The organism is Nonomuraea sp. NPDC049655, from assembly GCF_044465465.1.
Lineage (GTDB): Bacteria > Actinomycetota > Actinomycetes > Streptosporangiales > Streptosporangiaceae > Nonomuraea.
In genome coordinates, this window is the sequence record NZ_JBITLS010000002.1 from 243,288 (window position 1) to 256,936 (window position 13,649).

The following is a 13,649-nucleotide window of genomic DNA, read 5'->3' on the forward strand; positions in this document are numbered from 1 at the left end:
CCAAGTGAGCCGATGTCGCTACGCTAGAGCCGAAAGCGGACAGAACCCGCCCGGATAAAGAGGGTGACCTGTGTCATATCCGGCGACCCGGATGCTGGCGATGCTCGAACTGCTCCAGGCCCACCACGTGCTGGGCGGCCGCGACCTCGCCCAGCGGCTCGGCGTGGACGAACGGACCGTCCGCCGTTACGCCGCCCGGCTCGCCGACCTGGGCATCCCCGTCGCCGCCGAACGCGGCCGGTACGGCGGCTACCGGCTGATGCCCGGCTACAAGCTGCCGCCGCTGATGCTCACCGACGACGAGGCCACCGCCGTCGTCCTCGGCCTGCTCGCCGGACGCCGCCTGGGCCTGGCCGCCGAGGCCACGGAGGCCGCCCTGGCCAAGATCCGGCGGGTGCTGCCGGCCACGCTGCGGCAGCAGGCCGGCGCGCTGGAGGAGACCCTCGACTTCACCCTCGCCGCCCGCGCGGCGCGGACGCCCGCGAGCCGGGCCGTGCTGACCCTGGCCGCCGCGATCCGCGACCGCCGCCGGGTCACGCTGGGCTACCGCTCCTGGAAGGGCTCCACCACCGAACGCGAACTGGATGGCCACGGCCTGGTCTTCCACTCCGGCCGCTGGTACGTGACCGGCCTCGACCATCTGTCCGGCGAGCTGCGCACCTTCCGCCTCGACCGGATCTCCTCGGTCGTCCCGGGGACGGCCTCCTACGAGATCCCCGCGGAGTCCGACCCGGTGCGGCAGGTCACCGCGTCGCTGGCCCGGGTGCCGTACGCGCACCTCGTCGAGGTCGTGCTGCGCGTGCCCCTCGCGGAGGCGGCCCGTCGCATCCCGCCGTCGGTGGCCACGCTCACCGAGACCCCGGACGGAGTGCTGCTGCGGATGCGCGCCGAGTCCCTGGACGGCATGGCCGCCATGCTCGCCGGGCTCGGCTTCCCGTTCACGATCCAGTCGCCACCGGAGTTGCGCACGGCCGTCCGCCGCCTGGCCCAGAGCCTGCTTGACCAGACCTCCGATTGAGGCGGTACTGGAGGGACGGTGCCAGCCGAGTCCGTCCGGGTCCGTCCGAGCTGCTGTTGGACACCCCGGTCCGGCCGCTTGCCTGGGGTGCGAGGCGGCCGACCGGGCCGTCCGCAGCGAAGGAGAGACCCGTGAACGCAGTCAGCGCGCCGCGCCCCCGGACCGGGAAGGTCACCGCGGCCCTCGCCGCCACCGCACTCGCCGCCGGGCTCGGCCTGGCCGCCCTCGCCACCACCGCGCCGCCCGCCCAGGCGACCCCCGCGGCCGGCCCCGCGACCGGCCAGCCGGGCCTGGACCGGCTGCACGCGTACTGCCAGAGCCTGGGCCACCTCAACTCGGTGGCCCAGAATCCGAAGTCGGTCTGGAGCTGGCGCTGCGTCGGCGTGGACGGCACCATGCACGGCATCAACATGCACGACGCGTGCCGCTGGCAGCACGGCGCGGGCCTGTCCCACGCCGCCTTCCACGACGAGCGCAACGCCTTCTCCTGGTACTGCTACTGATCGCGGCACCACCTGCCCGCCCCGCCTTCGTCGGCGGTCAGCCGATGGGGGCGGGGAGGACTCCGGTGCGGTGGAGATGGCGGCGAGCCGCCGCGATGGCCTCCGGGGTCGAGGCGAACACCTGGCCGGCCTCGTCCAGGCGGGCGATCGCGCCCAGGGCGCGCAGCGGCCGGTGGTGGCCGTCCCGGATGCCAGAGACGTACACGGTGATGCCGCGTCGTTCCAGGCGGGTGACGGCGTCGCCGAGCACCAGGGCGCCGCTGGCGTCGATCGTGGTGATGCGGGACATGCGCAGGATCACCACCGAGACGTCGGCGACCTCCGACAGCTCCAGCAGGAAGCGGTGCGCCGCGGCGAAGAACAGCGGCCCGTCCAGCCGGTAGGCGACGATGTGCTCGGCCAGCAGCTCGTGCTCCTCGGCGTCGTGGTCGCCGGGCAGGTCGGCCTGCAGGGGCACGGTGTCCAGGCGCACGTTCCCGGCGATGGCGCGCAGCGCGAGCGCCCCGGCCACGATCAGGCCGAGGATGACGGCGGTGACCAGGTCGAGGACGAGGGTCGCGACCGCGGTCGAGACCAGGACGACGGCGTCGGCCCGGGTGGAGCGCAGCATCGACGTCACCGAGCCGACCTCGACCATCCGCGCCGCGGTGGCCAGCAGCACCCCGGCCAGGGCCGCCAGCGGGATGCGGGCGACCAGCCCGGCGGCGGTGAACACGATGACGCCGAGGATCGCGGCGTGCGCGAGCGCGGCCAGCCGGGAGGACGCGCCCGCGCGCACGTTGACGGCGGTGCGGGCGATCGCGCCGGTGGCCGGGACGCCGCCGAACAGCGGGGCGACCAGGTTGGCGATGCCCTGGCCGAACAGCTCGCGGTCGGGGTCGTGCCGATGGTTGACGCTCATGCCGTCGGCGACGGCGGCCGACAGCAACGATTCCAGCGCGGCCAGCGCGGCCACGGCGAACGCGGGGGCGACGAGGGAGCTCAGCGCGGCGACGTCCAGGAACTCCAGGGAGGGGGCGGGCAGCCCCGCGGGCAGGGCGCCGATGCGCGTCACCGGCAACCCCGCCAGCTCCGCGACGAGCGTGGCGGCGACGACGGCGAGCAGCGAGAACGGCACAGCGGGCCGCCGGCGTCCGCCGACCAGGATCAGCGCCGCGACCGCCGCCGCCATGGCGAGGGCGGCCCAGTTCGGACGGGCGGCGAAGTCGCGTACCGCCTGCCAGGCCACGGCCAGCACCTTGTCACCCGCGGGCGTGGGCACGCCGAGCGCGGCGGGCACCTGCTGCATGCCGATCACGCAGGCGATGCCCAGGGTGAAGCCCTCCACCACCGGCGCGGGCACCAGCATCATGAACCGGCCCGCCCGGGCCAGGGCCAGGCCGAGCAGCAGCAGCCCGGCCAGCAGCCCCACCGTCAGCACGCCGGTGGCGCCGTGCGCGTGCATGATCGGGACGAGCACCACCGTCATCGCCCCGGTCGGCCCGGACACCTGCAGGGCCGAGCCGCCGAAGACGGCGGCCAGCGCGCCGGCCACCACCGCGGTGGCCAGCCCCGCCTGCGCGCCCAGCCCGCTGGAGATGCCGAAGCCGAGTGCCAGCGGCAGCGCCACGATGGCCACCGTCAGCCCGGCCAGCAGGTCGCGGCGCGGATGACGGCCGAACGCGGCCAGATCGGCCCGGCCGGGCAGGACGGGGCGCAGACGGGCCCAGCCCGCCCGGAGCACTGAGGTCACCGTTCGCCGGCCTCCGATTCGAGCAGCTCGTTCAGCAGGGCGTGCCGGCCGGAGAGCTTGGCCTGCAGCAGGTGGCGGGCGGCGCGCAGCAGCTCCGCCACGTCGCCGCCGGACAGCGCGTACACGACGGTCGATCCGTCGCGGCGGGCGGTGACCAGCTCCGAGCGGCGCAGCACGGCCAGATGCTGGGACAGGCCGGTCGGCTCCACCTCGATCTCGGCCAGCAGGTCGCGCACCGGCATCGGGCCGTCCTGGAGCAGCTCCAGCACGCGGATCCGCACCGGATGCCCGAGCAGCCGGAACAGCTCGGCCTTGGCCTCGTACAGGGGGACGGACATCAGCGCGCCTCCTGTCCCCCGCGGGCCGGGCCGGGGTCCGCGCCGGGCCCCGCGCCGGGGTCCGCGCCGGTGTTCACGCCGGTGTTCACGCCGTGCGCGCGGGCCATCCGCAGCACCTCGTCCAGCCCGCCGGCGGCGGCCAGCGCGGCGTCGGCGTCGCCGTCCTGTTCGGCCGCGCGCAGCGCGCCGGCCGCCTCATCCACCCGGCGCCGGATCGCCGCAGCGAACGCCTCGCTCACACTGTCCCCTGCCTTCAGGCCTGCCTTGACGAGATAAGTGTTAAACGAATTGCGAAAATTCGCAAGTTCTATATGGCTTGGCCGTTTGTTATCTGACTAGATAACGTTATCTGTATGGATAACAGCGACGGCGATCAAGGCCGTCCGCCCGGCCCCCATCAGGCGGCGACCGCGGCCCGCAGGAAGCAGATCATCCGGGCCGCGATCACCCTGCTCGGCGAGCGCGGCTACCAGGCCACCACCTTCGACGCCATCTGCAAGGAGGCCGGGCTCAGCAGCAGCCGGCTGATCACCTACCACTTCTCCAGCAAGGACGAGCTGTTCGCGGCCGTCGCCGACCAGATCGCCGGCGACGCCGAGGCCCACGTGCGTCCCGCCGTGGAGGCCGCGACCGGCGCCCGCGAACTGCTCGCCACCGCCATCCGGGCGAACGTGGCGTTCATCGCCGCCCACTCCTCTCAGGTGCGGGCGCTCCAGCAGATCCTGCTCAACAGCGGTCAAGGCGTCTGGGAACGGCACCACACCGAGTCGCTGGACCGGCTGGCCGGCCTGTTCACGGACGGGCAGCGCGCCGGCGTCTTCCGCACCTTCGACCCGCGGGTCATGGCGGCGGCGCTGCGGGCGTCGATCGACAGCGTCGTCCCGCTCCTCGCCGCCGGGCTCGACCCCGGCCTCTGCGCGGACGAACTGGTCGAACTCTTCGACCGCAGTACGAGCGAGAAGTCCTGGGAAGATCCGGAAGGGGAACACGATGTCAGCTGAAGGGATCGCCGGGCGGACGTACGTCGTCACCGGTTCGGCGTCGGGCATCGGCGCCGCGACCGCCGCCCTGCTCCGCGCCCGCGGCGCCACGGTCATCGGCTGCGACCTCGACGACGCCGACGTCCCGGCCGACCTCTCCACGCCCGAGGGCCGGCGGTCGCTGGTCGAGCAGGTGAGCGCGGCCGGGACCGTCGACGCGGTGCTCGCCGTCGCCGGGGGCGGCAGGACCGGGCTGCTCGCGACGAACTATTTCGGCGCGGTCGCGACGCTCGAAGGTCTACGTCCGGTGCTGGCGCGGAGCCGGGCCCCTCGTGCCGTGGTCGTGTCGTCGACCTCGTCGCTGGCCCCCGCCGACGAGCGCGTCATGCAGGCGTGCCTGGACGGCGACGAAGCCGCCGCCGTCGCCCTCGTCGAGGCGGACCCGTCCGCCGGCGGCCCGGCCGGCGCCTACGGGATCGCCAAGCGCGCGTTGAACCGCTGGGTGCGCAGAGCCGCCCCCACACCGGAGTGGGCAGGCGCCGGCATCGCGCTCAACGCCGTCGCGTCCGGCGTCGTGGACACGCCGGCAGCCGCCTGGATCTTCGCGAGCGAAGAGGCGCGGGCCGCGGTGGAGGCGGCGGCGCCGCAACCGTTCGGCGGCTTCCCCGGGCGGCCGGAGTGGATCGCCGAGCTCCTGTGCTGGCTCACCGGCGCCGACAACCGCTTCGTCACCGGCCAGATCATCTTCGCCGACGGAGGCGCGGAGGCGGCGCTGCTCGGCGACCTTCATTGGCGCTGACGGCGCTGACGGCGCTGAGGGCCGCCGACCGGCCACCGCTCAGGCCACCGTTCAGGCCACCGTTCAGGCGACCGCGTCGGCGGGCTGTTTGCGGCGGGATCTGATCTCGTAGGCGAGCAGCGTGCCGCCGACGGCCACGGCGACCGCCCCGACCACGGGAAGCGCCTCGGCGGACGAGGCCACGGCGGCGAACGCCAGCACCAGCAGCGCCACCACCACCCGGCTCAGCCAGGGAAAACCCCACATGCGCAGCCGCAGCAGCTCGGGCGACTCGGCCTCCATACGCCGGCGCAGCCGGAGCTGGCTGAGCGCCACGAAGACGTAGAGCAGCAGCACCAGCAGCCCGGCGGTGTTGATCAGCAGGTCGAAGGCGTCGTCGCCGACCGCGAACGCGCCGGCCATCACGGCCAGCGCGAGCGCGCCGCCGCCGAGCAACGCGGGCGCGGGCACCCCGGACGCCCGCACCCGCGCCGCCGCGGCGGGGGCGTCGCCGCGGGCGGCCATCGCGCACAGGACGCGCGAGGCGGCGTACAGCGCGGCGTTCATCACCGACACGACCGCGACCAGGATCACCCAGGTCATCAGGGTCGCCGCGCCGGGGACGCCGAGCTCGGCGATGGCGGCCGCGAACGGGCTGTCCGCGCCGCCCGCCGGGACGCGGTTCCACGGCACGACCGCCAGGATGACCAGCACCGAGCCGACGTAGAAGATCAGCACCCGCCAGACCACCCGCAGGGTGGCCCGCGCGACCTCCTTGGCGGGTTCGGCCGACTCGGCGGCCGCGATGGTGACGATCTCCGCCCCGAAGTAGGAGAACAGCACGGTGACGAGCGCGGTGAGGACCGCTCCCCAGCCCTTGGGCGCGAACCCGCCGTGCCCGGTCAGCGCGCTGAGACCGGCGCCGCCGCCGGACGGCCACAGCCCCAGGACGTACAGCGCCCCGGCGGCGAGGAACGCCACGATCACCACGACCTTGACCGAGGCCAGCCAGAACTCGGTCTCGCCGAACAGCCGTACCGAGACCAGGTTGGCCGCGGTGAGCGCCGCCAGCAGCGCGACGGCCGTCGGCAGCACGGGGACGGCGCCGGACAGGGAGTGCAGCAGCTTGGCCCCCGCCACGCCCTCGAACGCGACCGCGACGATCGCGAACAGCCAGTAGCACCAGCCCACCAGGAACCCGGCGCGCGGCCCGAGGGCGGCACGGGCGTAGTCGGCGAACGAGCCCGCCGAGGGCCGGGCGGCGGCCATCTCGCCGAGCATCCGCATCACCAGGACGACGATCAGGCCGCCCAGGGCGTAGGCGACCAGCGCCGCCGGGCCGGTGTCGGCGATCACCTTGCCGCTGCTGACGAACAGGCCGGCGCTGATGACGCCGCCGAGCCCGATCATGGTCATGTGGCGTCGTTTGAGTCCGCGGTGGAGCGATCCCCCGCTGTCGTGCCCGGTCATGGCGTTCGGCTCCCTGCTGTTCTCGGATAGGAGAGGTCGGACCCCGGCCCATGGCGGGGCCGGGGTCAGGTTGATCGCGGGGGCGGTACGGGCGGCGCGGTCGGTGGCCGCGGTCAGTGGTAGCGGTCAGTGGTAGCGGTCAGTGGTAGCGGTCAGTGGTAGCGGTCAGTGGTAGCGGTCAGTGGCCGCGGTAGACGGCGGGGCGCCGTTCGACGAAGGAGCGGACGCCTTCGCGCACGTCCTGGCCGCGCAGGCAGGCCAGCAGCCCTTCGGTCTCCAGGTCGAGCACCTCTTCCAGGTCCAGCTCCCAGACCTGCCGCATGGCCTGCTTGATCAGGCGTACCGGGGTGGGCGCCGCGGCGGCGACGCGTTCGGCCAGCTCCAGCGCCGTGTCGAGCAGGTCGGCGTCGGGGACCAGCCTGCTGACCAGGCCGGCGCGGTACGCCTCGGCGGCGCCGACGGTCTCGCCCGTCAGCAGCAGGTCCACCGCGCGGCCGTGGCCGACCAGGCGGGGCAGCGAGTACAGCACGCCGTTGCTCGGGAACAGGCCGCGGTGCACCTCCTTGAAGGCGAACGAGGCGGCGTGGCCGGCCAGCCGCAGGTCGCTGGCGATGGCCAGCTCCACGCCGACGCCGACCGCGATCCCGTTGACCGCCGAGATGATCACCTTGGGGTGGGTGGTGAAGCGGCGGGTGAGGTCCTGGAGCGCGGCGGTCCGTTCGACCAGGTCGGCGTCGGACCCGGCGGCGAGCTGCGCGCCGGCCTCCTTCAGGTCGGTCCCGGCCGAGAAGGCGCGGCCGGTGCCGGTGAGCACCAGCGCGCCCACCGCGTCGTCGCGGGCGGCCTCGTCCAGGACGGCGACCAGCTCGCCGTAGGTGCGCTGGCGGAAGGCGTTCAGCACCTCGGGCCGGTCGAAGGCGACCACCAGGGCCGAGCCGGCGCGGCGCACCCGCAGATCGGTGCTCATCGGTTTGCCTCCCGGGCGTCGTGGGCGCCGTCCCGTCCGGGCGGCAGCAGGTGCTTGGCGATGCGTTCGGACGGCGTCATCGGGAACGCCTCGACGAACTCCACGAACCGCGGCGTCTTGAAGTCGGCCAGCCGCGCCCGGACGTAGTCGACCAGCTCGTGCGGCTCGACGGGCTCGGCGACCTGCACGAACGCCTTGACCTCCTCGCCGAACAGCTCGTCGGGCACCGGGATCACGGCGGCGGCGCGCACGGCCGGATGGCCGGTCAGCACCGCCTCCACCTCGGCGGCGGCGATGTTCTCGCTGCCGCGCCGGATCATCTCCTTGAGCCGTCCGACCAGGTGGTAGTGGCCGCGGGCGTCCCGGCGGCCGAGGTCGCCCATGGGGTACCAGCCGTCGCGCAGCAGCGGCTCGTCCCGGTTCCAGTAGCCGGTCAGCATCGGCCGGCCGCGGACCATGATCTCGCCGACCTCGTCGTCCGCGGCGTCGGATCCGTCCGCCAAGACGATCTTGACCTCCTTGCCGGGGACGGGCCGGCCCATGGCGCCGGTGCCGACGCACGCGGTGTCCTCCGGCCGGACGGCCAGCACGACCCCGGCCTCGGTGCTGCCGTACGCCTCCCGCCAGGGCGCGCCCCAGCGCTCCTCGATCGCGGCGTGCAGGGCGGGCGCGATGCCCGAGCACAGGACGAGCCGGACGCGGTGGGCCCGGTCCCGTTCGGGGTCGGGCGGCTGCTTGAGCAGCAGCAGCGGCATCGTGCCGAGGACGTAGAAGAAGGTGGCGCCGTGCTCGCGCACCGACGGCCAGAAGCCGGAGGCGGAGAAGCGCGGCAGGATCACCAGCGGGATGCCGGTCAGCAGGCACAGCACCGTGTTCCACTGCGGGTCCATGTAGTAGAACGGCTGGGCGGTGAGGTCCACGTCGTCCGAGGTGACGGCGGCGACGTCGGCCGCCAGCTCGGCCAGGTGCAGCCAGTAGCGGTGGGTGAGCATGCAGCCCTTGGGGAACCCGGTGGTGCCCGAGGTGTACTGGAGGTTGAGCAGGTCGTCCCAGCCGACGTCGGGCAGGTCGGGGGCGCCGGACGCGGCGTCGCTCTCGGCCCCCGCGTCGAAGGCGCCCGCGGGGACGGGTTCGGGCGCGGGCCCGGCGTCGGCGGCGTCGAGCAGCCCGACCTCGCCCAGGCCCAGCGCCAGCAGCGCCCCGGCCGCGGCGGCCGAGCCGGCCAGGGCCAGCACCGGCGCGGAGTCCTTGACGACGTGGGCCAGGTCGGCGCTGCGATACCCGGGGTTCAGCGGGACGATCACCGCGCCCAGCTTGGCGATCGCCAGCCAGGCGACCGGGAAGCCGACGCCGTTGGCGAGCATCACCGCCACCCGGTCGCCGCGGCGGACGCCGTGCCCGGCCAGCACGCCCGCCAGCCGGTCGGTCCGCCGCTCCACCTGCGCGACGGTGGTCTCGGCGCCGCCGAAGCGGAACAGCACCCGGTCGCCGTGCGCGGCGGCCCGGTCCCGGAGCAACCCGCCGAGGCCGTCCGCGGTCGGCCCGGCCGCTTCCCCGCCGGACGGCGGCGTGGCCGTCACGCTCGCCGCCGGGTGGCCATGTCGAACATCGTCGTCAGCTCGGCGGCGCAGTCGGCCAGGTCGACGGCCTCCTCGTCGAAGACCCACTGGAGCATGACGCCGTCGATCGCGCCCTGGACGGTGGCGGCCAGCGTGCGCGGCGAGAAGTCGCGGAAGTCGCCGCTGTCCTGGCCGCGCCGCAGGATGCCCTCCAGGTGGTGGCGGCACGGGTCGTACATGTCGGCGTTGAACCGGCGCTTGGCCTCGGGCGATCCGAAGCTGCCCCAGATGTCCACCAGCGCGACGAAGTTGGCGCGGTTGGCCGCCATGAACTCGAAGCTCGCCTCGATGAAGGCGCGCAGCCGGTGCGGGGCGTCCGGCGCCCGGTCCACCCGAGCCTTGATGAACCGGTTGCTCTCGGTGAACAGGGCGTTGACGACCTGCTGGATCAGTTCGTCCCGGCCGGCGAAGTGGTAGGAGATCACGCCCCTGCTGACGCCGACGTCCTGGGCGATCCGGGCCAGCGACGCCTGGGGCAGCCCGGCGCTGGCGATGGTGGAGATGGCGCCCTCCACGATCTGCCGCCGCCGGGCCTCCTCGATGAACGAGGCCTTCTTCTGGCCGTCCTGATCGATTTTTGACCGCATGGCCAGGATTCAAGCCCGTCGGACGGCGTGCGGCAAGCCCCGTTCACCGACTGTGCGGTTTCCCCCACCCCTCGCCCGGCCGTTCCCCGGGCCGTCTCCCGGGCCGGCCGGTCGCCGCGAGGTAGTGCAGCACCGCCAGCACCCGGCGGTTGCCTGCCGTCGACGCGGGCAGGCCGAGTTTGGCGAACACCGCGGTGACGTGCTTCTCCACCGCGCTCAGCGACACGTACAGCTGGTCGGCGATGCCGGTGTTGGACCAGCCCTCGGCCATCAGGGCGAGCACCTCGCGCTCCCGGGGCAGCAGGGACTCGTCCCAGCCGGGGTCGGGCATGGCGGCACCTCCTCGGTGCGGGAAACCGCAAGATCCGGGCGAACCTCTTGTCTCACTCATACCATCTGGATTAAATCCTGGCCATGCGGTCAAAAAATCATCATCGTGCCCAGAAAACCTGCGTGCTCGGCGCCGTCCTGGCCGGCGTGGTGCTCGGCGGCGGCCTCGCCGTCCCGGCCCACGCCCGGACGGCGCACGTCCCCGCCGCCGCGGCCCGGAGCGCAACGAACGCCACCGACGCCACCGACGAGCAGCTTCGCTGCCTGCTGGACGACGTCGTCAAGCCGCCCGTGCCTGGCGCGATCCTCACCGTGACCGGCCCCGGCCGCGCCTTCGACGGCGCGGCCGGCGTGTACGAGCTGGGCGGACGCGCCCTGCGCAGCTCCGACGCCTTCCGCACGGCCAGCGTCACCAAGACGATGACCGCGGCCGTCGCGCTCCGCCTGGCCGAACGCGGCGACCTGCGCCTGGACGCTCCCATCAGCGAATACCTGGACCGGAAGCTGGTCGCCCGCATCCCGTACGGGTCGCGGATCACCGTCCGGCAGCTCCTCGACCACACCGCCGGTCTGTACGACTACGTGGGGGACGAGAAGTGGTTCCAGTACGTGCTCGACCATCCCAACAAGACCTGGAAACCGCTGGAGCTGGTGGACTGGGCGCTTCGGTCGGGCAAGCCCTACTTCGCCCCCGCCAAGGGCTACCACTACTCCGACACGGGTTACGTCCTGGCCGGGATGGTCATCGAGAGGGCCGGCCGCGAGCCGCTGCACCGGCTGTACCGGTCGTTGCTGCTGGAGCCGCTGAAGATGGACCGCACGTACCTGGAGTGGTGGGAGCCGCACCGCGGCCCGCGCGCCCACAACTACCTCGGCGAGCGCGACACCTACGACCACAACCCGACGTTCGACACGTTCGGCGGCGGCGGCCTGGTCTCCACCGGGGCCGACCTCAACCGGTTCATGCGCGGCCTGTTCGAGGGCAAGGTCTTCAAGAACCCGGCGACGCTGCGGACGATGTTGCGCAGCACCCCGCAGAGCGTCAAGGCCGGGTCGCCGTACGGGCTGGGCATCGCCCGGCTGACCGCGACGGGCGAAGCCGCCTACGGGCACAGCGGCTTCTTCGGCGCGTTCCAGATCTACGTGCCGAAGCAGCGGCTCGCGATGACCGGCGCCCTCACCCAGGCGGAGACCGTGTCCAAGAAGCAGAGCAGCGAGTTCATCGAGAACGCCCTGCGGGTGAGCCTCGGCAAGGCGCCCACCGGCCCCTGCGCGCGCCCGTAGCTCAGGCCACGCAGGAGTCGGCCAGCTTCCCCGACGACGCCATCGCCGTCCTGCTGGGCGTGCCCGACGGCCGGGCGGACGGTGTGCTCGACGGCGTGCCCGACGGCGTGCCCGACGGCGTGGCGGACGGCGTGCCCGCGGCGACGGTGGCGGGCGCGCGGTGCGAGCGGAGGATGGCCCTGCGGACGTCGGCCCGGATGCGCGGGAAGTCCGGGTAGGCCGGGTTGTAGCGCGGCGGGACGATCGACAACGTCCCCACCCGGGCGCCCTTGACCTTGTCGGCCAGCGGCACCAGGTCCTGCAGCAGCCCGCGCGGGATGTCGGTCCGGAACGTCTGCCGGGCCGCGCCGGCCAGCTGCTTGAACTTCAGCAGCACGTTGGCCGGGTCGAGCTGGTCGAGCATGGCGGAGATGACGCAGTGCTGGCGGCGCATCCGGGTGTGGTTGTCGCCTCCGGCGCAGCTGGAGCCGTCGTGGTCGCGGGCCCTGCCGTACCAGAGCGCGTCGTTGCCGTTCAGCCGGCGGGTGCCCGCCTTGATCACGCCGCCGTCGCTGCGGCCCACGCCGTAGCAGATGTCCTGCTCGACATGGATGCGCACGCCGCCGAGCGCGTCGATCAGCCGGGCCACGCCCCACATGTTGACCAGCACGTAGTAGTCGATCTTGAGGCCGAGGATCTCGCCGACCGCGCCCTTGACGGCGTCCGGGGCCCGGGTGGGCGAGTTGCGGAACAGCGCGGGATGGGTGTCGGCGTAGGCCCACACGCCGTTCAGCAGGTCCTCCGACTCCCGCCCGGCCCCGGCGATGTAGAAGCCCTTGGGCGGCGGGAACAGCCTCCCCATCACGCTCCCCCTGGGGAAGGGCGCGTTCTCCATCTCCCTGGGCAGCGCGAACAGCACGGTGTCGCCGGTCCTGACGTCGATGCTGGCGACGTTGACGCTGTCGGTGCGGATGCTCGTCCCGTTGCGGCCGCGCGCGCCGTCGCCGCCGAGCAGCAGGATGTTCACCCTCGCCCGGCCGGCCCACGGGTCGGCGTGGTTGATGGGCGTGGGCTCGGGGGCGTTGAACACGTCGGTCAGCGTGGCGTCGGCCTCCGACACCGTCTGCGAGGCCACCACGAACGGCGACACGACGGCCGCGACGAGCAGCAGCGCCACGCCGTCCGACCAGACCAGCCGCCGCCGCGGCCGCAGCACGGTGTAGGAGGCGACCACCAGCAGCCCCCACGCGACGCCGACGCCGATGGCGCCACCGCTGATCGCCGAGGCCCAGGCGGCCTGGGTCGCCATGGCCCACCCGCCCACCGAGGCCACGACGAGGGCCACCGCCACGCCCGCGGCCAGGAACAGCCCCAGCAGGCCGAGCCCGAGCAGTCGGTACCCGGCCCGCAGATGGGCCGCGCCCGGAATGACGATCGACAGCGCCGCCCAGCCGATGGCTGCCCCCGCGCCCCGTTTGGTGCCCATCCGCCCTCATGATCTCTATGTGGTACGTCCCCCGAGATCATAGGTTCGGGGCTGATTGCCCATGTACGCAACTTATCCAGCGGAATATGCGGAAGAAGGGCGTCAGTCCACGTACGCCCACAGGTCGTAGGTGGTGGAGCCCGGGTAGCTCTGCGGGTAGTGCGTGCTGCACCACCAGGTCTGCCAGCGCCCGTTCTGCTGGCCCGACTGGCCGAAGGAGACGCAGATGTCGTACGGCAGGCTGGTGTAGACGACCTGGAGCGTGGACGTGGCGTCCGCCGGCGTGCTCATGGCCAGGACGGGCGCCAGGGTGGCGACCGCGGCAAGCGCCAGGGCGGTGATTGCGCGACGCATCGGCTCTCCCCTCATCAAGGGTCGGATTGTGTGAGAAGCGATCACCGTGAATTGCACGACAGGGCTCGCCCCCACCGCAAGATCGGCCCTCGCACGGCCCCGGCGACCAGCGCGAACGTCCCGCGGGCGATGAAAGGTTCATCCCGCCGCCCCTGACGGCGTCAGGACGGGGTTGTGCCGTGTCAGCACGGCGTCGGCGCGGTGTCAGCGCGGCCCGCGAAGGT

Annotated in this window: 15 protein-coding genes; 5 read left to right on the plus strand and 10 right to left on the minus strand. The window is 73.5% G+C overall.

All coding sequences use genetic code 11. The annotated features are described in order from the left end of the window. Positions 1-70: 70 nt before the first annotated feature. Both ACIBQ6_RS06420 and ACIBQ6_RS06425 read left to right on the plus strand, forming a co-directional pair. Positions 71-1,018 (plus strand): helix-turn-helix transcriptional regulator, encoded by a 948-nt coding sequence (locus ACIBQ6_RS06420; RefSeq protein WP_397210509.1) that lies wholly within the window; start codon positions 71-73, stop codon positions 1,016-1,018. 131 nt (positions 1,019-1,149) lie between these two features. After that, positions 1,150-1,521, plus strand: coding sequence for a hypothetical protein (locus ACIBQ6_RS06425; protein WP_397210510.1), 372 nt, complete (start codon positions 1,150-1,152; stop codon positions 1,519-1,521). Between the two features lie 37 nt (positions 1,522-1,558). On the opposite strand, the gene ACIBQ6_RS06430 is transcribed toward ACIBQ6_RS06425, so the two are convergent. Genes ACIBQ6_RS06430 through ACIBQ6_RS06440 form a run of 3 tightly spaced genes read right to left on the minus strand, consistent with a single transcriptional unit; the run spans position 1,559 to position 3,830 of the window. Further along, on the minus strand, positions 1,559-3,253 hold the full coding sequence (locus tag ACIBQ6_RS06430; protein WP_397210511.1) for a SulP family inorganic anion transporter: 1,695 nt from the start codon (positions 3,251-3,253) through the stop codon (positions 1,559-1,561). Next, positions 3,250-3,591, minus strand: a complete 342-nt coding sequence (locus tag ACIBQ6_RS06435) for a metalloregulator ArsR/SmtB family transcription factor (RefSeq protein WP_352327141.1) — start codon at positions 3,589-3,591, stop codon at positions 3,250-3,252. Before ACIBQ6_RS06435 ends, ACIBQ6_RS06430 begins: the two co-directional genes overlap by 4 nt. After that, a complete protein-coding gene (locus ACIBQ6_RS06440) occupies positions 3,591-3,830 on the minus strand; it encodes a hypothetical protein (protein WP_397210512.1) in 240 nt (79 codons plus the stop codon). The genes ACIBQ6_RS06435 and ACIBQ6_RS06440 overlap by 1 nt, the downstream gene beginning before the upstream one ends. Positions 3,831-3,944: 114 nt before the next feature. On the opposite strand from ACIBQ6_RS06440, the gene ACIBQ6_RS06445 reads away from it, so the two are divergent. Both ACIBQ6_RS06445 and ACIBQ6_RS06450 read left to right on the plus strand, forming a co-directional pair. Next, the gene (locus ACIBQ6_RS06445; protein WP_397210513.1) at positions 3,945-4,592 is read left to right on the plus strand and encodes a TetR/AcrR family transcriptional regulator; all 648 of its coding nucleotides are present in this window, start codon (positions 3,945-3,947) and stop codon (positions 4,590-4,592) included. Beyond that, complete coding sequence (locus tag ACIBQ6_RS06450) at positions 4,582-5,370, plus strand: SDR family oxidoreductase (protein WP_397210514.1); 789 nt, start codon at positions 4,582-4,584, stop codon at positions 5,368-5,370. The genes ACIBQ6_RS06445 and ACIBQ6_RS06450 overlap by 11 nt, the downstream gene beginning before the upstream one ends. Positions 5,371-5,433: 63 nt before the next feature. On the opposite strand, the gene ACIBQ6_RS06455 is transcribed toward ACIBQ6_RS06450, so the two are convergent. The 5 genes from ACIBQ6_RS06455 to ACIBQ6_RS06475 all read right to left on the minus strand — a co-directional run bounded on the left by ACIBQ6_RS06455 (position 5,434) and on the right by ACIBQ6_RS06475 (position 10,323). Beyond that, a complete protein-coding gene (locus ACIBQ6_RS06455; protein WP_397210515.1) occupies positions 5,434-6,819 on the minus strand; it encodes an amino acid permease in 1,386 nt (461 codons plus the stop codon). A gap of 178 nt (positions 6,820-6,997) precedes the next feature. Beyond that, a complete protein-coding gene (locus tag ACIBQ6_RS06460; RefSeq protein WP_358301216.1) occupies positions 6,998-7,786 on the minus strand; it encodes an enoyl-CoA hydratase-related protein in 789 nt (262 codons plus the stop codon). Further along, positions 7,783-9,366 (minus strand): AMP-binding protein, encoded by a 1,584-nt coding sequence (locus ACIBQ6_RS06465; protein ID WP_397210516.1) that lies wholly within the window; start codon positions 9,364-9,366, stop codon positions 7,783-7,785. Before ACIBQ6_RS06465 ends, ACIBQ6_RS06460 begins: the two co-directional genes overlap by 4 nt. Then, entirely contained in the window at positions 9,363-9,992 is a 630-nt protein-coding gene (locus tag ACIBQ6_RS06470) for a TetR/AcrR family transcriptional regulator (RefSeq protein ID WP_387678471.1), read from the minus strand. Before ACIBQ6_RS06470 ends, ACIBQ6_RS06465 begins: the two co-directional genes overlap by 4 nt. 43 nt (positions 9,993-10,035) lie before the next feature. Next, complete coding sequence (locus tag ACIBQ6_RS06475; RefSeq protein WP_397210517.1) at positions 10,036-10,323, minus strand: response regulator transcription factor; 288 nt, start codon at positions 10,321-10,323, stop codon at positions 10,036-10,038. 122 nt (positions 10,324-10,445) lie between these two features. Between ACIBQ6_RS06475 and ACIBQ6_RS06480 the strand changes: the two genes are divergently transcribed. Then, complete coding sequence (locus ACIBQ6_RS06480) at positions 10,446-11,606, plus strand: serine hydrolase domain-containing protein (RefSeq protein ID WP_397210518.1); 1,161 nt, start codon at positions 10,446-10,448, stop codon at positions 11,604-11,606. Position 11,607: 1 nt separating this feature from the next. Here the strand turns inward: ACIBQ6_RS06480 and ACIBQ6_RS06485 are convergent, their stop codons facing one another. Both ACIBQ6_RS06485 and ACIBQ6_RS06490 read right to left on the minus strand, forming a co-directional pair. Then, entirely contained in the window at positions 11,608-13,071 is a 1,464-nt protein-coding gene (locus ACIBQ6_RS06485) for an LCP family protein (protein ID WP_397210519.1), read from the minus strand. A gap of 102 nt (positions 13,072-13,173) precedes the next feature. Then, positions 13,174-13,425 carry a hypothetical protein gene (locus ACIBQ6_RS06490; RefSeq protein WP_358301230.1) on the minus strand — a complete coding sequence of 84 codons (252 nt, stop codon included), beginning with the start codon at positions 13,423-13,425 and terminating at the stop codon, positions 13,174-13,176. Between the last annotated feature and the right edge of the window lie 224 nt (positions 13,426-13,649).

Coding starts and splice junctions, on each gene's coding strand:
- ACIBQ6_RS06490 (WP_358301230.1), bottom strand. CDS start 13,425: ATGCGTCGCGCAATCACCGCCCTGGCGCTTGCCGCGGTCGCCACCCTG.
- ACIBQ6_RS06450 (WP_397210514.1), top strand. CDS start 4,582: ATGTCAGCTGAAGGGATCGCCGGGCGGACGTACGTCGTCACCGGTTCG.
- ACIBQ6_RS06460 (WP_358301216.1), bottom strand. CDS start 7,786: ATGAGCACCGATCTGCGGGTGCGCCGCGCCGGCTCGGCCCTGGTGGTC.
- ACIBQ6_RS06485 (WP_397210519.1), bottom strand. CDS start 13,071: ATGGGCACCAAACGGGGCGCGGGGGCAGCCATCGGCTGGGCGGCGCTG.
- ACIBQ6_RS06475 (WP_397210517.1), bottom strand. CDS start 10,323: ATGCCCGACCCCGGCTGGGACGAGTCCCTGCTGCCCCGGGAGCGCGAG.
- ACIBQ6_RS06455 (WP_397210515.1), bottom strand. CDS start 6,819: ATGACCGGGCACGACAGCGGGGGATCGCTCCACCGCGGACTCAAACGA.
- ACIBQ6_RS06470 (WP_387678471.1), bottom strand. CDS start 9,992: ATGCGGTCAAAAATCGATCAGGACGGCCAGAAGAAGGCCTCGTTCATC.
- ACIBQ6_RS06445 (WP_397210513.1), top strand. CDS start 3,945: ATGGATAACAGCGACGGCGATCAAGGCCGTCCGCCCGGCCCCCATCAG.
- ACIBQ6_RS06435 (WP_352327141.1), bottom strand. CDS start 3,591: ATGTCCGTCCCCCTGTACGAGGCCAAGGCCGAGCTGTTCCGGCTGCTC.